Below are 20,305 nucleotides of genomic sequence, written 5' to 3'. Positions count from 1 at the left end.
CATCATTCGATGAACAGCGATTCCACGACGTTAATCCAGCCGTGCTCGCTGGCGACCTCTTTACCGTGCAGCCAGCGGCGCAGCATGTTCAATGCCATCATCGCGCAGACCTCCTGACGCACCGCCAGGCTGTGGCGCGTGATGCTCATTTTCACCCGCAGCGCATGCGTGCCTTCCGGCGTTGCCAGCGCAAAATTAAGATGTTCCTCATCCAGCCCGCCCACAAACATCGCCAGACCGGCAAAGTGTTTCACCCTGCGCTCTGACGCCCAGCGCGCGGTCTGCGCCAGCGTCTCCTGCTGGAACGGCACCACTTCACTGGCGAGCAGCGGCGCATTCACGCGAGAAAGCTGCAGCGCCAGCAGGCCCCCGGTGAACTGTTCGCTGAGGGTAACGCTCAGCTGACGGGACTGCAGGCTCTGGGCAATCTGTGTGGGCAGCCCTTCCGTGCCTTCAAAGATCAGGCTCTCGCCCGCGACGCGCTGTACTTCAGGCCACAGCGCCAGCATGGCGGCTTTTTCCGTCGCCGGGCCGGTCAGCTTGAGTTCGATAATGGGCATCGACGAGCGATAGCCCATCGAGACGCCCGGCGGCAGTTGGAGATGATCCAGGCTCTGGGCCAGATCGCTTTCCGAGCGGCCAAAGGTGGTCAGGCGCAGACACAGCGGCGGCTCTGGCAGCGTAAAGCGCGCACGCAGGCGCGGCAGGATTTGCTGCTCGACCATCACCTTAAATTCAGAAGGCACGCCGGGGGTGAAGAACATCAGGCAGCGGTTTAGCTGTAAGGCAAACCCGCAGGCGGTACCGACCGGGTTATCGACCAGTTCCGCACTGGCCGGGATTTCAGCCTGCTTGCGGTTGCTGGGTGCCATCACGCGGCCACGATCGGAGAAGAAGCGTTCCATCTGCGCCAGCCACGCTTCGTGCAATACCAGCCCCTCGCCTTTCGCGGTGGCGGCAGCCAGCGCGCTGAGATCGTCGCTGGTGGGGCCGAGCCCGCCGTTCACAATCAACACGTCGCAGCGCTCGCTGCGCTCACGAAGAACGTTCACCAGCGACTCAAGATTGTCGCCCACGGTGTTGCGGCGCGTTAACGGTAATCCTTGCTCAAAGAATAAATCGGCAAGCCAGGCGGCATTGGTGTCAATAATTTGCCCATGCAGCACTTCGTCGCCGGTGGATAACATCTCCACGTTAATCATTGTGTTCTCCCGCTTATATGGTCGAAACACTATAGCGCAATTGAATGGGGGGAGCAGAGAGAAACTGGCGCGACAGAACGCCGCGCCGAAGAGATTAGAAGCCTGCGCTCACGCCCACGTAAGGGCCATCAGCCAGCGCGTTGTCGCGGTTGCCATCTTTACCCGCCAGGTTCAGATAGCGATAGCCCGCTTCGATAGTGATCGGACGCATGATAGTCCAGCGCGCACCGGCATTGGCTTCTTCATAGCTTTCGATACCGCTGGAGAGCGAATCCGGGGAGTAGTAGTACTCGCCGAACAGACCGAAGCTGTCGCCAATTTTCCACTGCAGGCCGCCGCCGACCGCCGCCGCGTAGCCTTCGTCGCCGTCGTTCGGGTTGGTGTAGATCCCTTTGCCGCCGACGGTCGCCAGGAATGGCCCAAGAGGAACGTTGAAGCCAAGCCCAAGGCTTGCCGCGTCGCCGTCGTCATCGTTATGCGTCCAGCCGCCGGTCATTGCCAGACCGGCGCTATCCGTGCCAAGACCAAAGCCCAGATGGGTGTAATCCTCACCCGCCGAGCCGTTGAAGCTGATGGCGTTAGCCGCCGAAGAGATAACCATCAGGCCTAAGCCCATTAATGCCACTTTTTTCATTGTCGTGATCCCGCACAATTTATAGATAATAAGTCCCAAAACCGCGAGATTTTAACCTGCCTCACTGCGGGATCAAGCACTCTGCGTGCGTCAGACAATTAGTTTGTAACGATTTGATAATATCTGCCTTTATCCTATCAGCAGAAAACGCATTTTCACACTCAGCCCGCCTAAGTGTTCACTACGGGAAAGTTGAAGATGGCTGCGGTGCAGCCGGGCAATATCGCTCGCCAGCGCCAGACCGATACCGGACCCTGCCGCGTCGCCGACATTATCCAGACGGCGAAACGGCAGCATCGCCTGCGGGATCAGATTTTCCGCAATCCCCGGCCCGCTGTCTTCCACGCTCAGGTCAACCGCGCCGTTATCCACGCGCAGGTAAACCGTTACGATCCCCTGCTCCGGCGTGTATTTGATGGCGTTCTCCAGCAGGTTTGCGCACAGCTCGCCCAGCAAAACCTCGTCGCCTTCGATGACAACCGGGTGCAGCTCACCGTCGTACCCGAGATCAATCGCTTTGCTGCGCGCCTGCGCCAGCCGTGAAAAGCAACAGTTTTGCACCACCTGCACCAGATCCACAGGGGTAAACTGCCGCTCCCCCTGCTCTTTTCGCTTTACCGCCGAAAGCTGAAGCAGGCGCTCAGTCAGCACAATGGTGTTATCCAGGGTGACGTTCATTGCCCGTAAGCTCTCCTGCCACAGCGACGGATCGTCCCGCGTCAGGGCAACCGAGACCTGCGTTTTGAGCACCGCCAGCGGGGTTTTGAGCTGGTGAGAGGCATCGGCATTAAAGCGCTCCTGCCGCGACAGCACCCCACGCAGCCGATCGATATAGCGGTTGAAGGCCACAATCAGCAGGCGCGTTTCTGACCAGGGCAGCAGCTCGGGCAGCGGAGACAGCAGCCCCGGCTCCCGACGCACCATGAGCGAGGACAGCTGGCGCATCGGGCGCAGCACGCGACGCAACAGCCAGGCGGTTAAGATCAGCGTCAGCAGGACCAGCAGCCCCTGAGATACCCAGGACGAAAAAAGCAGCTGGCTGGCAAGATAGCGACGGGACTGCAGCGTTTCAGCGACATAGATCTCCGCCATCCCGACGACGTTATCTTCGTTGATGGGCTGAAGCAGCTTCGCCACGCGAATCGCCTGCCCGCGATACTCGGTGTGATAAAACCAGGCCAGCGCCGGGTAGAGCGTAGTGCGCGAGGTTGAAGGGGGCATCTTCGGCAGGTCGTCGTAGCCGGAGATCACCCGCCCGGCGGGGTCGACCACCTTGTAATACAGCCTGTCGTTCATGTTGAGCTCAAAGCTGTCAAGCACCACCCAGGGCACATTCACCTGCAGCTTGCCGTTATGCACTTCAAGCCGCTCAGAGACCGTACGCGCCGACGATAACAGCGTGCGGTCGTAAGCCTGCGTCGCCGCTTGCAGGGCGCTGACGTAGCTATTAAACGCTGATAATCCCCATAACAGCAGCAGCGGTAAGCCCAGAAACAGCAGAAGTTGCAGATAAAGGGACTGCGGTTTAGCCCACTTCATCGCCACACTCCAGCACGTAACCCAGCCCGCGCAGGGTGGTAATCTTCACCCCGCTGCCGCTCAGTTTTTTGCGCAGACGATGGATGTAGAGATCGATGCTTTCCGGACTCACATCGTCGTTCAGGCTAAATACCTGGTCAAACAGCTGCTGGCGGGAGACGGGCCGGGTCCGGCGGTGCATCAGCACCTTGAGCAGGGAGAGTTCGCGCGGCGTGAGGGAGAGCGGTTCATCGTGCAGGAGAAAAAAGCCGTCGTCGTCGTATTCCAGCGCCCCCAGAAGCTGACGCTCCTGGGTTCGCCCTTCGCTTCTGCGCAGCAGCGCCCGCAGCCGCGCATCAAGCTCTTCCAGCTCAAACGGCTTCGGCAGATAGTCATCCGCCCCGGCGTTCAGTCCTTTCACCCTGTCCGCCACGTTGCTGCGGGCAGTGAGAAACAGCACGGGAAGCGTCTGCCCGCGCTTTCGCAGACGATGGACCACCTCCAGCCCGTCGAAACCGGGCATACCGATGTCCAGAATCGCGACGGCATAGCTTTCACCCTGCAACAGATGATCGGCCGCCCGCCCGTCGTTAACGCAGTCCACGGCAAAGCCTCCCTGCACCAGCGCTTTCTCCAGCCAGTGAGCCAGCTCACGATTATCTTCCGCCAGTAAGAGACGCATATCACATCCTGTAAAGTTCGTGTCGCAGTGAAAGGGAAATGAAAGGTTAATGTTTTAACAATCACGCAACGGAACCGCTACAAGGTGGTTCACATAATCAGAAAAAAAGCCCCGTACCCGTACTCCCGGTTCTCCGGCGTGAGGATAAACGATGAAAAAACAATTACTTTCGACCCTTGCTGCAAGCGTATTGATGTTGAGTGCCTCTGTCGTCCAGGCGCAGGATGCCCCGTCCCGCACCGAATGTATCGCCCCGGCCAAACCGGGCGGCGGCTTTGATCTGACCTGCAAGCTGATTCAGGTCAGCCTGCTGGAGACAAAGGCCATCGAAAAACCGATGCGCGTCACCTACATGCCCGGCGGCGTGGGCGCGGTAGCTTACAACGCCATTGTGGCGCAGCGCCCTGCCGAAGCGGGCACCGTGGTGGCCTTCTCCGGCGGCTCGCTGCTGAACCTCTCGCAGGGCAAATTTGGCCGCTACGGCGTGGATGACGTGCGCTGGCTCGCGACCGTCGGGACGGATTACGGCATGATCGCCGTTCGCGCTGATTCCCCGTGGAAATCGCTGAAAGACCTGCTGACTGCGATGGAAAAAGACCCGAACAGCGTGGTAATTGGCGCCGGTGCGTCGATCGGCAGCCAGGACTGGATGAAAGCTGCCATGCTGGCGCAGCAGGCAAAAGTGGACCCGCACAAGATGCGCTACGTCGCCTTTGAAGGCGGCGGCGAGCCGGTCACGGCGCTGATGGGCAATCACGTACAGGCCGTCTCCGGCGACCTCAGTGAAATGGTGCCTTACCTGAGCGGGGATAAAATCCGCGTGCTGGCGGTCTTCTCGGAAAACCGTCTGCCGGGCCAGCTGGCGAACGTCCCTACCGCCAAAGAGCAAGGCTACAACCTGGTCTGGCCGATTATTCGCGGCTTCTTCGTTGGGCCGAAAGTGACCGACGCCGAATACCAGTGGTGGGTGGATGCCTTCGCCAAACTCCAGCAAACCGATGAGTTCAAAAAGCAGCGCGATCTGCGCGGGCTGTTTGAGTTCAACCTCAACGGCAAGCAGCTGGACGAGTATGTCAAAAAACAGGTGAATGACTATCGCGAACAGGCGAAAGCCTTCGGTCTGGCGAAGTAAGCGGAGGCGCTATGAGCGATCGTATTTTTGCCGGGATATGGCTGCTGCTCTGCATTGGCGGGTTGTTCGTCGCCTGGCAGATCCACAGCGAATACAGCTATGAACCGGTGGGGCCACGCCCCTTTCCGATGGGCATCGTCGGCCTGATGCTGCTTTGCTCAGTGGCCCTGCTGCTGCGCCATCCGGATACCGTGGCGTGGCCGCCCAGACGCATTCTGCAACGTCTGCTGGTAATGGTAATTGTGTTGCTGATGTACGCGTGGGGCTTTGAGTGGCTTGGCTTCCCGATTGCCACCGCCATCCTGACGATGGTGATCGGCATGTTGTTTAATGCCACGCTGCCCACGGCGGGTCTCTCGGGTGCGGTACTGGGCATTTTGCTCTGGTACGCCTTCGACCGCCTGCTGGACGTGACCTTACCTCTTGGCGCATGGTTTAACTAACGGAGCACGCTATGGATACCTGGATTTACCTCTCTCAGGGGTTCGCGGTAGCGATGACCCCGGAAAACCTGGCGATCGCCCTGATCGGCTGCTTCGTGGGCACGATCGTCGGCCTGCTGCCCGGTCTTGGTCCGATTAACGGCGTGGCGATACTTCTGCCGCTGGCCTTTGCCCTGCACCTACCGGCTGAATCCGCCCTGATCTTACTGGCGACGGTGTATATCGGCTGCGAGTACGGCGGACGCATCTCCTCCATACTGCTGAACGTGCCCGGCGATGCCGCCGCCATTATGACCGCGCTCGACGGTTATCCCATGGCGCAACAGGGGCGCGGCGGCGTAGCGCTCTCCATTTCTGCCGTCAGCTCGTTCTTCGGTTCGCTGATTGCCATTGGCGGTATCATTCTGTTCGCCCCTGCGCTGGCCCAGTGGTCGCTGGCGTTTGGCCCGGCGGAGTATTTTGCCCTGATGGTGTTCGCTATCGCCTGCCTCGGCAGCATGATGGCGCAGAACCCGCTCAAATCGTTTTTGTCTGCGCTGATTGGCTTAGGGTTAGCCACCGTCGGCGTGGATGCCAACACCGGGGTTTATCGCTTTACCTTCGACAGCGTTCACCTGTCCGACGGCGTGCAGTTTATCGTCGTCGTGATTGGCCTGTTCTCTGTCTCAGAAATCTTACTGATGCTGGAACATACCAGCAGCGGGCAGACGCTGGTGCGCAAAACCGGCCGCATGCTCTTTAATGCCAAAGAGGGGGCACAGTGTGTGGGTGCTACCCTGCGTTCGTCGGTGATTGGTTTCTTCGTCGGCATCCTGCCCGGCGCGGGGGCGACCATCGCCAGCGCTATCACCTACATGACCGAGAAAAAGCTGAGCGGCAACAGCGACAGCTTCGGTAAGGGCGATATACGCGGCGTGGCGGCGCCAGAGGCGGCCAATAACGCCTCGGCCTGCGGCTCGTTTATCCCGATGCTGACGCTCGGCGTGCCGGGCTCCGGCACCACGGCGGTGATGATGGGCGCGCTCACGCTCTATAACATCACCCCGGGTCCGGCGATGTTTACCGAGCAGCCGGACATCGTGTGGGGCCTGATTGCGGCACTGCTGATCGCCAACGTAATGCTGCTGGTGATGAACATCCCGCTGATCGGCCTGTTTACCCGCATGCTGACCATTCCCCTGTGGTTCCTGGTGCCCGCCATTGCGGCAGTCTCTGCGGTTGGGGTGTACGCGGTGCACAGCACTACCTTCGACCTGGTGCTGATGGTGCTGCTTGGCGTGCTGGGGTACATCTTACGCAAGATGCACTTCCCGATGTCGCCGCTGATTTTAGGCTTTGTGTTGGGTGAGATGCTGGAGCAGAACCTGCGCCGCGCCCTCTCCATCAGCAACGGCAATATGTCGATTCTGTGGGAGAGCAGCGTGACGAAGATCCTGCTGGCCATGGCAATCATGGTGATTGTGGTGCCGCCGGTCCTGCGCCTGCTGCGTCGACGCCAGCGCAAGCCCGAGCCGGACGTCGGCTGATTAGCCCCTCAGCAGGGCATTGACCCACTGTTTTAACGCCTGGCGGGAGATTTTAATCCCGCCATTTTTTAGCTCTGCGGGCAGCACCAGCCAGTGTACCGGCTGTTCAAAACGCGCCAGTCTGCCCTGGATCCAGTCAGGGAATTGCGCAATATCCGTTCCCGGCTCGCACTCTACCACCGCCACCGGACGCTGTCCGAACTCGGCGTCGTCCAGCGGGACGATAAACACCTGGCTTATCTGAGGATGCATGGCAATCACGCGCTCCAGCGATTCGGGTTGGATCCCCTCTCCTCCGCTGAAAAAGAGATTGTCCATACGGCCTAAAATCGTCAGACGACCGTTGCGCCATTCTCCGCGATCGCGGGTGGCAAACCAGCCCTGCGCGTTAGTGAGCGGAAGAAGCGCACCGTCTCGCCAGTAGCCCGCCGCCATGCTGTGCGCTTTGATCCAAACTTCACCCTCGACCAGCTTCACTTCCCGACCCGGCAGGGCGGTTCCCACATCCGGCTCGCCGTCCGCCGCTTTCGCACAGACGGTAGAGGCGAACTCCGTCAGGCCGTAACCGCAGAAGGTGCGAATGCCCTGCTCCCGCGCCTTCTCCGTCAATTCAACGGGAATAGCCGCTCCGCCGAGCAGAACGGCTTTCAGCGCAACCTGGTGTTGAGTATGAAGCAAACGCCACAGCTGGGTCGGCACCAGCGACGCGTGCGTGCAGCCCTCCAGCGCCTGCTCCAGCGGCTGCTTCTTGCGTACGGTCAAGCGCCCGCCCGCCAGCAGCCAGCGCCACAAAATGCCCTGACCAGAGACGTGAAACAGCGGCAGCGACAGCAGCCAGTCGTCGTCGCCGCCGTAGGGCATCAGCGCCAGCACGCCTTGCGCACTCGCAAGATGCGCCGCACAGGTGTGAACCGCCGCTTTTGGCAACCCCGTCGAGCCGGAGGTTAACGTCATGGACGCCAGGCGATCCGGCTGCCACGCGGCCGCATATTCCCCCACGCGTTCTGACAGGCTAAGGGCAGAGAGCCCGTCAAACGCGCCGTCCAGCACCAGCGCATGGCGCAGCGTCATCTGCGGGAGCAGGACGTCCAGCAAGGGGCGCGGAAGCTGGGGATTGACCGGCAGAATGCGCGCACCGCACTGCAGCAGCGCAAGCCACGCCAGCAGCGTTTGCGGGTGGTTATGGGCGAGCAGCATAACGCCGTCGCCCTCCTGCACGCCCTGACGATGGAACCCGGCGGCAAGGCTATCGATGCGCGCACATAGCTGTTGCCAGCTGAGAACGTCGTCGTCCAGGCGCAGCGCGGGTTTATCCGCACGCTGCGTGCGCCAGTGCCGCCACGGCCAGTCGGTAAAACTCATAGCAGCGGCTCCAGCGCCTCAACGTCGAGGCACGGCAGTATACTGTCCGGCCACTGACGAATAAGCTGCGTTTGCATCAAGCTTAACGTGTCGAGGCCAGGGATGGTCTGCGGCGTGAGCCAGGCCGCAATGCGCGCCAGCTGCGTCAGCCCAAGGCTGGACTCAATGGATGAACTGATCACCGCCGTCAGCCCCAGGGCGTGCGCAGCCGAGACCTGCTCACGCACCTTGTCCAGGCTGCCGGTCAGCGTCGGCTTAATGACCACCGCATTCACGCCCGGCTCGGCGACAAATTCAAAATCGGCTTCGCGCAGGCTTTCATCCCAGGCAATGGCGATGCCCGTTTCACGAGCAAAGGCGCGGGACTCATCCCGCGTTTTGCACGGTTCTTCCAGAAACGCGATGCGGTTGCGGTAGGCCGGGTTGACGTACTTCGCGAACTGCTGCGCCTTGAGCGGCGTCCAGGCGCGGTTGGCATCCAGCCGCAGGCGCAGGTCCGGGATCGCCTCCAGCAGCAGATTCGCCACCATCCCGTCGCGCACCGCTTCGTACAGGCCAACTTTTATTTTCGCCACTTTCTCGCCGGGCATGGCGGAGAGCAGCGCGAACAGTTCGTCCGGATCGCCGGTACAGAGCGGCGCTGCGCGGTAGTTGGCTTTCTGAGGCAAGCTGCCGTCCAGCTCCGCCAGCGCGCAGCTGATACCAAAGGCCGCGGAAGGGACGTCCGGCAGGGCCGGATTAGCGCCTTCCCGCCACGCGCCCGCCCAGGCCAGCAGCGCCGCCTGCGCGTCATCCAGCGACTCCAGGCTAAAGCCCGGCAGCGGTGAAATCTCGCCCCAGCCTTCCCGCTCGTCCTGCTGCAGATGCACGAAGAAACCGTCACGGGTTTTTAACCGCCGTTCACGCAGCACCACGCCCGCGTCCATCGGTATCTGCCAGCGGTAAACCTGCGCGCGACGCATTACGGATTCCGTTTATATTTGCTGAAGTCCGGCTGGCGTTTTTCGTTAAACGCGTTGCGCCCTTCCTGACCCTCTTCGGTCATGTAGAACAGCATGGTGGCGTTACCCGCCAGCTCCTGCAGACCCGCCTGTCCGTCACAGTCGGCGTTGAGGGCCGCCTTCAGGCAGCGCAGCGCCATCGGGCTGTTTTGCAGCATCTCGCGACACCAGCGGACGGTCTCTTTTTCCAGATCGGCAATCGGCACCACGGTATTCACAAGGCCCATATCCAGCGCTTCCTGCGCGTTGTACTGACGGCACAGGAACCAGATTTCACGCGCTTTTTTCTGCCCAACGATGCGTGCCATGTAGGATGCGCCCCAGCCGCCGTCGAAGGAGCCGACTTTCGGGCCAGTCTGGCCGAAGATAGCGTTTTCAGCGGCAATGGTCAGGTCGCACATCATGTGCAGCACGTGGCCGCCGCCGATGGAGTAACCCGCCACCATCGCGACAACCGGTTTTGGACAGGTACGGATCTGGCGCTGGAAATCGAGGACGTTCAGGTGGTGCGTACCCGCGTCATCCTGGTATCCGCCGTAGTCGCCGCGCACTTTCTGATCGCCGCCGGAGCAGAACGCTTTGTCACCTTCACCGGTCAGGACAATCACGCCGATGTTGTCGTCATAGCGCGCATCGGCCAGCGCCTGAATCATCTCTTTCACGGTCAGCGGACGAAACGCGTTGCGCACCTGCGGACGGTTGATGGTGATTTTGGCGATGCCGTCGGTGGACTTGTGGTAACGAATGTCGGTGTAGCCTTCGGAGCAGTCCTGCCATTCAACCGGGGCGTAGAGCATGTGTTCATCAGGATAGATCATAGAGTGTCCTTTGTTCGAAGACGCAGTATCTGAGCCAGACTCGCGGCGACCGCGCCGGGGTTTTCCCGGTGGGCGTTGTGTCCGGCATGAGGAATAACGTGGCGTTCGGCGTTCAGTTCGGCGGCGATGGCCGCAAACTTCTCGTCACGTTCGCCATAGAGATAATAAAAAGGGGCGTTGTACGCGCTCAGCGCAGAACGCAGGTCGGGCTGCACGGCCAGCGACGTGGCCTCAAGCATTGCCGCCAGATTCGCGCCGTTGTTCCGGCTACGCAGGGCAATCAGTTCGCCGCGCTGCGCATCCGTAAGAGAGGCAAACACCGGCTGCTGATACCAGTCGGCAAAGACGTCAGGGAGCGGTTCAGCACGAAAACGCGTCGCCCAGCGGCGATCGGACGCCAGCCGCGCCTCTCGCGAGCCCGCATCCTGCAGCCCAGGATGACCGCCTTCTACGACAATGCCGCTTAGGCCCTTTGGCTGCTGGCAAGCCTGAAACATCGCAATGCGGCCGCCGAGAGAGTACGCCACCAGCCAGTAGTTAAGTATGTTGTAACTAAGTAAGGTGCTGGCAAGCAAATTGCTGAGATCGTTAAACCCGGCGACGCTGACGCCGGCAGATTCGCCGTGTCCCGGCAGGTCGAGATACAGCCGGGGATAATCGCGCAATGACTCCCCGACGGCCTGCCACTCGCGGCAATCGCCGGAAAACCCGTGCAGAAAGACCAGCCAGGGGTAACCCGGCTTACCGTTATGCTGCACGCCAGCCAGGGTCACAGGTGGCTCACCTGCGCCAGCAGATTTTGCAGCTTCTGCGCGCCGTCAGCATCGTTCACCACCAGCTCAATAAGCGTGGTGCCCGGCTGCCGCCAGGCGCTGCTTAACGCCGTATCCAGCTGTTCCCAGTTTTCAGGACGATGATACTTGAGGCTGAACATGGCGGCGGCATGCTCGAACTGCACGTTTTGCGGCATCAGGTAGAAGCGTTCGCGCTCGCTCTGCGGCGTCGGCAACAGGGAGAAAATCTGTCCGCCGTTGTTGTTCACTACAATCAGCACAAAGGGCGCGGAGACCTGGCGCAGCAGCGCCAGCGCGTTAAGGTCATACAGTGCAGAGAGGTCGCCCACAATCGCCAGCGTCGATTTCGCACTGGCGCGCTGCACGCCTGCCGCCGTTGAAATCAGCCCGTCGATGCCGCTGGCTCCGCGGTTGCTGTAAACCGGATAACCTGCAGGCAGCTTAGAGAAGGCATCAATCAGGCGCACCACCAGGCTGTTGCCGACAAAGAGCTGCCCCTGCTCGGGAAGATAGTGGCGAATACGGTGCGCCAGCTCGGCTTCACCAAAACCTTCGCACTGCGCGTTGGTAAGCTCCCACGCCTGGCGCGAGAGTTCCGGGATCGCCACAGCCCAGGGTTTACGCTTTTCTGCCGGATGCAGTTCCAGCCAGCTCTCAATCTCGCTCACCAGACGACGACCGCGATGGTGCGCCGGGTCGAGCCTCCCTTCCAGCGGATCCACCAGCCAGTACTCTTCCGGCGTGCAGGTTGCCTGCCACTGCAACAGACGCTTCCCGGTGAGGCTGGAGCCGATCTGGACCACAATCTGCGCCTGCGCCAGCTCGGTCACCGCTTTGGCATTACCCAGCCAGAGATCGGCGCACGGCAGCGGCTGACCGGTCTGGGAAAGCACGTCGCCAATCAACGGCCAGCCGAGGGTTTGTGCCCATTCGGCGACCAGCTTGCCTTCAGCCGCGCTCATGCGACCGGCAACCACCACGCCGCGCTTCTGTCGCCAGAAGAACCAGTCGCGCTGTTTCGCGCTTTCCAGGTGCGTCTGCTCGCGCAGCCAGGGTTTTTCGCTCTCCCACCAGTCGCCGAGCTGTTGCTGCCAGGCCAAACCGGTTTCATTCAGTTCACCGTAGAGCGGCTCGGCAAACGGGCAGTTGATATGCAGCGCGCCGCTGCGCAGCGAGCCCATCGCGTGGTCAAGGGTCGAAACCAGCCAGCTTGCCGGAATATCCTGAGTGGGGCGCGGCAACGAGACCGTCCGGGAAGGATGAGATGCAAAAATACCCGGCTGGCGGATCGCCTGATTGGCGCCGCAGTCGATAAGTTCAGGGGGACGGTCAGCCGTCAGCAGGATCAGTTTTTCACCGGTTAACCCGGCTTCAATCAGAGCCGGATAGAGGTTCGCTACCGCGGTTCCGGAGGTGACAATCACCGCGACGGGGGCGTTGCTGACTTTCGCCAGCCCTAACGCCAGATGACCCAGACCGCGCTCGTCAAAATGAGTGTGGTGAATAAAGGCCCGATTTTCAGCCGCCGCCAGCGTCAGCGGCGTGGAGCGAGAGCCCGGTGCAATACACACGTGCCTGACGCCGTGGCGGGTCAGGGCTTCGAGGATCACCGTCGCCCAGCGTCGGTTAAAAGAACTTACTGACATGAGTTTGTCCGGTATCAAGAATGCGACACAGTATAAATAATAGAAAAATTTGGAATTTTGATATGAATCGGGAATGCGCGAATCAGTATTAATCCCTAAGGAGCAGAGAGCGCAGCCCGGCGGCTTTGTTTTCTATCTCCTGCCACTCCTGCTCCGGGTCAGACCCGCTGACGATACCCGCCCCGGCGTAGAGCCGCAGCGCTGCGCCCTGGACGCGTGCAGAGCGCAGAGCCACGCAGAATTCACTTTGCTCAGGGGATAAATAGCCGGCCGATCCGGCATACCACTCGCGGTCAAAAGGTTCCACATTCTGGATAAACACACGCGCCGCCTGGCGCGGTAGCCCGGCCACCGCCGCCGTCGGCTGCAGAACGTGCAGGCACTGTTCATCGTCAGCGTGTTTGAGCTCGGTCCAGATGCAGCGCCGCAGATGCTGTACCTTCCGCAACCGCACGACCTGCGCGGGCAGCACCTCCAGGGTTTGAGTGTGATGCTGCAAGCGTTCGCAGATGTCCTCTACAACCAGCATATTCTCACGCTGATTTTTATCGTCTTTCATCAGCCAGTCGCCCAGACGCCGGGCCTGAGCGTCATCCGCGTGGCTGGCGACGGTGCCTGCCAGCGCTTCGGTGCGCAGCAACGTGCCGCGCCGACGCCACAGACGCTCGGGCGTAGAGCCCAGAAACGCGTTGCTGGCATCGAAAACCATGCAGAAGTGGTAGCAGTTCAGGTTGAGCGCGCGGCTGGCTGCCATCAGGGCAACGGCATTTACCGGCTGATGGCACTGCAGATCGGTTGCGCGGGCGAGCACCACTTTCTCAAAGTCGCCGTGCGCGATAGTCTCCGTTGCCTGACGGATAAGGCGCAACCATTCCGGTTTTTGCGGCTGGTGCGTTTCGCGTTCAACCTTAACGGACAGCGGGCGGATCGGCCTGGCGTCCTGAAGACTGCCTAAAAAACGCTGTGCCACCTGTGCATCGTCCTGAAGGGAACACTCACTCCACAGCTGCAGGCGCAGGGTGGCAACGCCACCTGAACGTCGCCAGAGCAGGCGCGGTAAAAACAGGCTGCCCTTTTCCGGGGTAAAGGCGTTCAGGCCGCAGATGCGGGTGTCACCGGCTGCATGCTGCGTATGCAAAAACTGCGAGGCCAGCGCGAGAGAAGAAAAATGGATTACGGCACCCAGCGCGGCCAGCTCTTCATCGCCGCTACGCTGCTGCCAGTAAAATTGGGGATAGCATTGCTGGGCACCCAGCCAGGCCAGGGGATCGAATGCGTCGTTTAACGGGAAAGAGACGTCGAAATGACGTAAACCGGGTGTTGCGGGTAACGCTTGCGCCAGTCGTGTGCGCAGTTGCTCCAGCGCGAGGAATATCGAATGCACGCGAACCTCTCCCTGTTAAAACCTCATATTATACGGGGTACCATAAGAAATATCAGTACCCACGTATAGGGAGTGGTTAACCGTGTAAAACGCTGTTAACGACGGGCCAAGAGCAGCCCCAGTACCAGCCCGACGGCAGCACCGGCGCCAATACCTTGCCACGGTTTTTCATGCACGTAATCATCGGCACGATAAACCGCTTTTTTCGCGCGGTAGTAGTAATTATCAGACGCATGGCTGACGCGGTTTTTCACTTCATGCAGTGCCTTTTCGGCACGCGCTTTAAGCTCAATATATTTCTGATCGGCAGGGTCGCCGGACGAACGTAACACCTCTTCCAGCGTCTCGCTCAGTAAGGCCAGGTCGTCGTCGATACGGGTATCCCAGGATTGAAATGACATATTTTTCTCCATGTTGTTACACCAGTCCGCTAACTATAGCCAACGACTCGCCATTACGCCTGCTTCGTTTCCCGCGCCATCCCGATATGCGGAATGCCATCTTCGTCATACACATCCGTCACTGGCGCAAAGCCAAAGTGCCCGTAAAAGGATTGAAGATGCGCCTGCGCGCCGAGGTATAACGCCTTGTCTGGCCACTGTTTTTCGCACGATGCCAGGGTTTTCTCCATCAGCTGATAGCCCAGCTTTTCACCGCGCGCCTTATCGCTGATGATGACGCGGCCAATCACCACCGGCTCAAAATCGTCATCGCTTTTCAGAATCCTCGCATACGCCACCAGCTCGTTTTCGCGCCAGCCGAGGATATGGCGGTTCTCGCCGACGAGATCGTCGCCGTCGATGTCCTGATACGGGCAGGTTTGCTCAACCACAAACACTTCGCAACGCAGCTTCAGCAGGGCATACAGTGAATGAACGGTGAGTTCGCTATGGTGTAAATCTTGCCACTGGATCATGTCTGTCTCCTTCCTGGGGTTCATCACGTTATACTAGACCCCTCCCCGTTCGGCAAAGGGCTGATTGCGTTATGGAACTGATTTTTCTGGGTACGTCCGCTGGCGTGCCAACCCGCTCACGAAACGTGACGGCGATCCTGCTGGATCTTAAACACCCCACCCGCGGCGGGCTGTGGCTGTTTGACTGTGGTGAAGGGACGCAGCATCAGCTGTTACACACCGCTTATCACCCCGGCAAGCTGGATAAAATTTTTATTACCCATCTGCACGGTGACCACCTTTTCGGCCTGCCCGGCCTGCTCTGCAGCCGCTCGATGGCCGGTAACGCCAACCCGCTGACGATTTACGGGCCGGCGGGTATCCGGGAATTTGTTGAAACGACGCTGCGCCTGAGCGGATCGTGGACGGATTATCCGCTGGAGGTTATTGAGATTAGCGAAGGCCTGGTTTTCGACGACGGCGATTATAAGGTGAGCGCTCAGCCGCTCAATCACCCTGTCGAGTGCTATGGCTATCGCATTGATGCGCATGATAAACCCGGCGCGCTGGACGCCGCCGCGCTGATGGCCGATGGCGTAAAACCCGGACCGCTGTTCCAGCGCCTGAAGCACGGTGAGACCGTCACGCTGGAGGACGGGCGCGTCATCAAGGGTCAGGATTATCTCGCCGCACCGCAGCCCGGCAAGAAGCTGGCGATTTTTGGCGATACGGCCCCGTGCCCGGCGGCGCTCACGCTTGCCCAGGGCGTAGACGTGATGGTGCATGAAGCGACGCTTGAAACGGCGATGGAAGAGAAAGCCAACGGACGGGGCCATAGCTCCACGCGTCAGGCAGCGCAGCTTGCCCGCGATGCAGGCGTCGGGAGATTGATCGTCACTCACGTCAGCTCGCGCTACGACGCGCGGGGATGCGCAAGCCTGCTGGCAGAGTGCCGCACGTTGTTTCCGGAATGTGAGCTGGCCGAAGATTTCACTCAGGTCAGCGTTTAGTCCTTCATTTTTCCCTCAGGATGCCGATAACGATTAAAAGGTCAGCATTTCTCTCGAGGGTAGAATGGATAATTTCCAGAAAGATATTGATGACAGGGCGAATCTGACCCTGTCGAACCGTTTTGAACTGTTGCTGTTCCGTCTTGGCACCTCTCTTAACGAAAATAAGTCCGAGCTGTTTGGCATTAACGTGTTCAAGCTGCGCGAAATTGTGCCGATGCCGGAGTTCACCAAACCCGCGGGCATGAAGTCTCCGCTGATGGGGATGGTGAACATTCGCGATCAGGTGATCCCGGTGATTGACCTGGCCGCCGTGGCCGGATGCAAGCCGACGACCGGACTTAACATTCTGCTGATCACCGAATACGCCCGCAGCGTGCAGGCGTTTGCCGTGGAGTCCGTTGAGAACATCATGCGTCTCGACTGGAAGCAGGTTCACGCGGCCGAAACCGCCGTCAGCGGGCGCTACATCACCAGCATCGCCTGTCTGGATGAAAAGACCGATACCAACGATCTGGCCATGGTGCTGGACGTTGAGCAGATCCTGTATGACATCACCCCGGCTAACCACGATCTGCACGCGACCAATCTGAAAACCACCAAATTCAATATCAAAACCGGTGCCGTCGCGATTGTCGCGGAAGACTCCAAAGTGGCGCGTTCAATGCTGGAGAAAGGGCTGCAGGCGATGGAAATCCCCGCGCAGCTGCACATTACCGGTAAAGACGCATGGGAGAAAATTGGTGTACTGGCGGCACAGGCGCAGGCTGAAGGGGTTCCCATCACCGATAAGATCGCGCTGGTGCTGACCGACCTCGAAATGCCCGAGATGGACGGCTTTACGCTGACGCGTAAAATCAAGACCGATCCGTTCCTGAAGGATATTCCGGTGGTGATCCACTCCTCTCTGTCCGGCAACGCCAACGAAGACCATATTCGCAAGGTGAAGGCGGACGGGTATGTGGCGAAGTTTGAGCTGAACGAGCTGTCGTCGGTGATTGAGGAAGTGCTGGACCGCTCGATGAAGAAGATTGACGGGCCGTTGATTAGCCGCAAACAGCTGGCTTAGTCGGGTGGCGCTACGCTTACCCGACCTACAAAACCCGTAGGCCCTGCAAGCGTAGCGCCGCTGGGCAAACCATAAAAAAACCCGCCGAGGCGGGTTTTTTGTTTTACATCAGCGGAATTGCTCGCTGCACGATATCAATCAGCGGCTGCGGATAGATACCGAAGATCAGCACCAGCAGCGCAGAGATAAGCACCACGATACCACCGGCGCTGTACTGCCAGTTGGTCGGCGCATCGCGGTTAAGCTGCTGAGGCGCGCTCAGGTACAGGCTCACCGCAACGCGCAGGTAGTAGTAGAGACCAATCGCGGAGCCGATAACAACACCCGCCGTCAGCCACCACAGACCCGCATGAACACCCACTGCCAGCACGTAGAACTTACCGATAAAGCCGAGCGTCATCGGGATACCCGCCAGCGAGAGCATCATCACCGTCATCACCGCAGACAGGATCGGACGGTGCCAGAACAGACCACGGTAAGAGAACAGTGAATCCGCATCCGGGCCACGGTACGGGCTGGACATCAGGCTCACCACGCCGAACGCGCCGAGGCTGCTGAACAGGTAACCCGCCAGATACACGCCCACGGCTTCCATCGACATCTCGCCGCTCTGCAGCGCAATCAGCGCCACCAGCAGGTAGCCAAGGTGGGAGATAGACGAGTAGCCCAGCAGACGCTTGATGTTGGTCTGGCTCAGCGCCATCAGGTTACCGAAGATGATGGAGACGAACGCGATAATGCCCAGCACCACGCGAACCGCTTCGCTGTCGCCTACAGGTGCGTACAGGAACAGACGCATCACCACACCGAAGATAGCGATTTTGCTCGCCGTCGCCAGGAAGGTCGACACCGGAGCCGGTGCGCCCTGGTATACGTCTGGCGTCCACAGGTGGAACGGCACCAGAGAGAGCTTGAAGCCCAGGCCAACAATCATCATGCCCAGACCCGCCAGCAGCAGCGGCTCGTGCAGCATGCCGTCACCGAGGCTCTTGCCGATGGCCAGGAAGGAGAGATTACCCGTCTGTGCGTACAGCAGCGCGATACCGAACAGCAGGAACGACGATGCGGCAGCGGACAGAATGGTGTACTTGATCGCCGCTTCCAGAGAACGTTTCTGGCGGAAGGCGTAACCAATCAGGCCGAACAGCGGCAGTGAGATCAGCTCAATACCGAGGAACAGCGCGGCCAGGTGGTTCGCGTTCGCCAGCAGAATGCCGCCCAGTGCGGCAATCAGTACCAGCAGGTAAAACTCTTCTTTGTTGTCGTTGTAGCCTTCAAGCCACGGGTACGCAAAGGTGCAGGTTGCCAGGCTCGCCAGCAGAACCAGACCGGTGTACAGCATGGCGTAACCGTCAACGCGCATCAGCGGCGTGACGTCCATCGCGCCCGCCTGGCCAACAAACCAGAGGGAGACTAACGCAGCGTTCAGACCCAAAACGGACAGGGTCGCATTCAGGAAGTGATTGCGTCGCCACGCAATGGAGAGCATCACAACCACCACCGTCAATCCGACGATCAGCAGCGGTAGCAGCGCGATCAGTTGTTGTGGAGTTATTGTCATGGCGAATTACGGCCTTGTAGTAGAAGCAGAATTAACAAACCACTGCTGGATGTTACCCATCGCGCTATGCGAGGTATCCAGAATCGGCTGCGGATAGAAGCCCAGCAGCACCAGCAGTACGACCAGCAGCAGGATGATGAACAGCTCACGCAGCGACATCCCCGGCAGTTCTTGTGCAGCAATTTCGCTCTTCGCTTTACCGAAGTAAGCGCGGTGCAGCATCGCCAGCGAGTAAACGGAAGCGAACACCAGACCAAAGGTGGAGATGACGGTGATCACCGGAACCACTTTGAAGCTGCCGAACAGGATCATAAATTCGCCGACGAAGTTACCGGTGCCCGGCATACCCAGCGTCGCCACCGCGAAGAACATGGAGAGCGCTGGCAGCCATTTTATTTTGCTCCACAGACCGCCCATCATACGCATGTCGCGGGTGTGCAGACGTTCATACAGCTGGCCGCACAGGATGAAGAGGCCGGCTGCGGACAGACCGTGCGCAATCATCTGGATCACCGCCCCCTGGTACGCCAGCTGGCTGCCGGTGTAGATAGCAATCAGCACGAAGCCCATGTGGGATACGGAGGTGTAGGCAATCAGACGCTTGATGTCGTACTGCGTAAACGCCATCCAGGCACCGTAGAAGATACCGATCACGCCCAGCCACATGGCAATCGGTGCGAACTCTGCGGAGGCGTTCGGGAACAGCGGCAGGGCGAAACGCAGCAGGCCGTAGGCCGCCGTTTTCAGCAAGATGCCCGCCAGGTCAACGGAACCCGCCGTTGGCGCCTGAGAGTGCGCGTCTGGCAGCCAGCCGTGCAGCGGAACCACCGGCATTTTCACCGCAAAGGCGATGAAGAAGCCCAGCATCAGCAGATATTCCACGCCGTGAGACATCGGGGTCTTCAGCAGCTCTTCGTAGTTGAAGGTCCAGACGCCCGTGGCGTTGTAGTGCACAAACACCAGCGCCAGGATGGCAATCAACATCACCAGACCGCTCGCCTGGGTGTAGATGAAGAACTTGGTTGCCGCCGTGATACGCGTTTTACCGTCGGACGCCTTGTGGCCCCACAGCGCGATCAGGAAGTACATCGGCACCAGCATCATCTCCCAGAAGAAGAAGAACAGGAACATGTCGATGGCAAGGAACACGCCGATTACGCCGCCCAGGATCCACATCAGGTTCAGGTGGAAGAAGCCCTGGTATTTTTCGATTTCACGCCAGGAGCAAAGTACCGCCAGAACGCCGAGCAGACCGGTCAGCACCACCATCAGCAGCGACAGACCGTCAATCGCCAGGTGGATCGTAATGCCGAAACGTGGGATCCACGGCAGGATGAACTCAGACTGCCACTGCGGAATGCCCGCAGACTGGGTCAGTGAGTAACCGCCCTGCAACCACAGTTGCAGGCCAAGCGCGAGCGTCAATCCCATGGTGATCAGCGCGATCCAGCGCGGCATCTTCACGCCAAAGCGTTCAGTCTGCCAGCACAGGAAGCCGCCGATGAAGGGAATTAATATTAGCCAGGGTAGTAACATGGCGATTTTTATTCCTTGTTAAAGTCCCTAAGGGACCGATTTTCAACAAATTCGACAAAATTCACGCGTTAGTGCGGTTTGTAGTGTCGGGT

Annotated in this window: 19 protein-coding genes; 5 read left to right on the top strand and 14 right to left on the bottom strand. The window is 59.7% G+C overall.

Annotation, left to right across the window (positions count from 1 at the left end; genetic code table 11):
- Positions 1-2 precede the first annotated feature (2 nt).
- From KK102_RS09875 to tctD, 4 genes are all read right to left on the bottom strand, one after another.
- Positions 3-1,202: a nicotinamide mononucleotide deamidase-related protein YfaY gene (locus tag KK102_RS09875; protein WP_126544384.1), complete on the bottom strand. Its 1,200-nt coding sequence runs from the start codon at positions 1,200-1,202 to the stop codon at positions 3-5.
- A 94-nt stretch (positions 1,203-1,296) separates the two neighbouring features.
- Positions 1,297-1,836, bottom strand: coding sequence for a YfaZ family outer membrane protein (locus KK102_RS09870; protein WP_010433398.1), 540 nt, complete (start codon positions 1,834-1,836; stop codon positions 1,297-1,299).
- 129 nt (positions 1,837-1,965) lie between these two features.
- Positions 1,966-3,375: a sensor histidine kinase gene (locus KK102_RS09865; protein ID WP_126544383.1), complete on the bottom strand. Its 1,410-nt coding sequence runs from the start codon at positions 3,373-3,375 to the stop codon at positions 1,966-1,968.
- The gene (gene tctD, locus KK102_RS09860) at positions 3,362-4,036 is read right to left on the bottom strand and encodes a transcriptional regulator TctD (RefSeq protein ID WP_216357477.1); all 675 of its coding nucleotides are present in this window, start codon (positions 4,034-4,036) and stop codon (positions 3,362-3,364) included. Before tctD ends, KK102_RS09865 begins: the two co-directional genes overlap by 14 nt.
- A gap of 151 nt (positions 4,037-4,187) precedes the next feature.
- Between tctD and KK102_RS09855 the strand changes: the two genes are divergently transcribed.
- From KK102_RS09855 to KK102_RS09845, 3 genes are read left to right on the top strand one after another with little or no spacing between them, the layout of a single operon-like run.
- Positions 4,188-5,168 (top strand): Bug family tripartite tricarboxylate transporter substrate binding protein, encoded by a 981-nt coding sequence (locus KK102_RS09855; RefSeq protein ID WP_216357476.1) that lies wholly within the window; start codon positions 4,188-4,190, stop codon positions 5,166-5,168.
- An 11-nt stretch (positions 5,169-5,179) separates the two neighbouring features.
- Positions 5,180-5,611: a tripartite tricarboxylate transporter TctB family protein gene (locus KK102_RS09850; RefSeq protein ID WP_126544382.1), complete on the top strand. Its 432-nt coding sequence runs from the start codon at positions 5,180-5,182 to the stop codon at positions 5,609-5,611.
- An 11-nt stretch (positions 5,612-5,622) separates the two neighbouring features.
- Complete coding sequence (locus tag KK102_RS09845; protein WP_126544381.1) at positions 5,623-7,137, top strand: tripartite tricarboxylate transporter permease; 1,515 nt, start codon at positions 5,623-5,625, stop codon at positions 7,135-7,137.
- On the opposite strand, the gene menE is transcribed toward KK102_RS09845, so the two are convergent.
- From menE to KK102_RS09805, 8 genes are all read right to left on the bottom strand, one after another.
- Positions 7,138-8,499 (bottom strand): o-succinylbenzoate--CoA ligase, encoded by a 1,362-nt coding sequence (gene menE / locus KK102_RS09840; protein ID WP_216357475.1) that lies wholly within the window; start codon positions 8,497-8,499, stop codon positions 7,138-7,140.
- A complete protein-coding gene (menC, locus tag KK102_RS09835; RefSeq protein WP_216357474.1) occupies positions 8,496-9,461 on the bottom strand; it encodes an o-succinylbenzoate synthase in 966 nt (321 codons plus the stop codon). The genes menE and menC overlap by 4 nt, the downstream gene beginning before the upstream one ends.
- Entirely contained in the window at positions 9,461-10,318 is an 858-nt protein-coding gene (gene menB, locus KK102_RS09830) for a 1,4-dihydroxy-2-naphthoyl-CoA synthase (RefSeq protein ID WP_010433380.1), read from the bottom strand. The genes menC and menB overlap by 1 nt, the downstream gene beginning before the upstream one ends.
- Positions 10,315-11,091, bottom strand: coding sequence for a 2-succinyl-6-hydroxy-2,4-cyclohexadiene-1-carboxylate synthase (menH, locus tag KK102_RS09825; protein WP_216357473.1), 777 nt, complete (start codon positions 11,089-11,091; stop codon positions 10,315-10,317). Before menH ends, menB begins: the two co-directional genes overlap by 4 nt.
- Complete coding sequence (gene menD / locus KK102_RS09820) at positions 11,088-12,758, bottom strand: 2-succinyl-5-enolpyruvyl-6-hydroxy-3-cyclohexene-1-carboxylic-acid synthase (protein ID WP_216357472.1); 1,671 nt, start codon at positions 12,756-12,758, stop codon at positions 11,088-11,090. Before menD ends, menH begins: the two co-directional genes overlap by 4 nt.
- A gap of 88 nt (positions 12,759-12,846) precedes the next feature.
- The gene (gene menF, locus KK102_RS09815; RefSeq protein ID WP_216357471.1) at positions 12,847-14,142 is read right to left on the bottom strand and encodes an isochorismate synthase MenF; all 1,296 of its coding nucleotides are present in this window, start codon (positions 14,140-14,142) and stop codon (positions 12,847-12,849) included.
- A gap of 95 nt (positions 14,143-14,237) precedes the next feature.
- Positions 14,238-14,543 carry a stress response protein ElaB gene (gene elaB / locus KK102_RS09810; protein WP_029485146.1) on the bottom strand — a complete coding sequence of 102 codons (306 nt, stop codon included), beginning with the start codon at positions 14,541-14,543 and terminating at the stop codon, positions 14,238-14,240.
- 53 nt (positions 14,544-14,596) lie between these two features.
- Positions 14,597-15,058: a GNAT family N-acetyltransferase gene (locus tag KK102_RS09805; protein WP_010433368.1), complete on the bottom strand. Its 462-nt coding sequence runs from the start codon at positions 15,056-15,058 to the stop codon at positions 14,597-14,599.
- 71 nt (positions 15,059-15,129) lie between these two features.
- On the opposite strand from KK102_RS09805, the gene rbn reads away from it, so the two are divergent.
- The gene (gene rbn / locus KK102_RS09800) at positions 15,130-16,047 is read left to right on the top strand and encodes a ribonuclease BN (RefSeq protein ID WP_216357470.1); all 918 of its coding nucleotides are present in this window, start codon (positions 15,130-15,132) and stop codon (positions 16,045-16,047) included.
- Between the two features lie 64 nt (positions 16,048-16,111).
- Complete coding sequence (locus tag KK102_RS09795) at positions 16,112-17,116, top strand: chemotaxis protein (RefSeq protein WP_126544373.1); 1,005 nt, start codon at positions 16,112-16,114, stop codon at positions 17,114-17,116.
- A gap of 103 nt (positions 17,117-17,219) precedes the next feature.
- Here KK102_RS09795 and nuoN read toward each other — a convergent pair whose 3' ends face one another.
- Together nuoN and nuoM are read right to left on the bottom strand one after the other, a co-directional pair.
- Complete coding sequence (nuoN, locus tag KK102_RS09790; RefSeq protein WP_126544372.1) at positions 17,220-18,677, bottom strand: NADH-quinone oxidoreductase subunit NuoN; 1,458 nt, start codon at positions 18,675-18,677, stop codon at positions 17,220-17,222.
- A 6-nt stretch (positions 18,678-18,683) separates the two neighbouring features.
- Positions 18,684-20,213, bottom strand: a complete 1,530-nt coding sequence (nuoM, locus tag KK102_RS09785; RefSeq protein WP_126544371.1) for an NADH-quinone oxidoreductase subunit M — start codon at positions 20,211-20,213, stop codon at positions 18,684-18,686.
- Between the last annotated feature and the right edge of the window lie 92 nt (positions 20,214-20,305).

The organism is Enterobacter quasimori, from assembly GCF_018597345.1.
Lineage (GTDB): Bacteria > Pseudomonadota > Gammaproteobacteria > Enterobacterales > Enterobacteriaceae > Enterobacter > Enterobacter mori.
The sequence above is the reverse complement of the archived record's forward strand: the minus strand, read 5'-3'. Positions and strand labels throughout refer to the sequence as shown.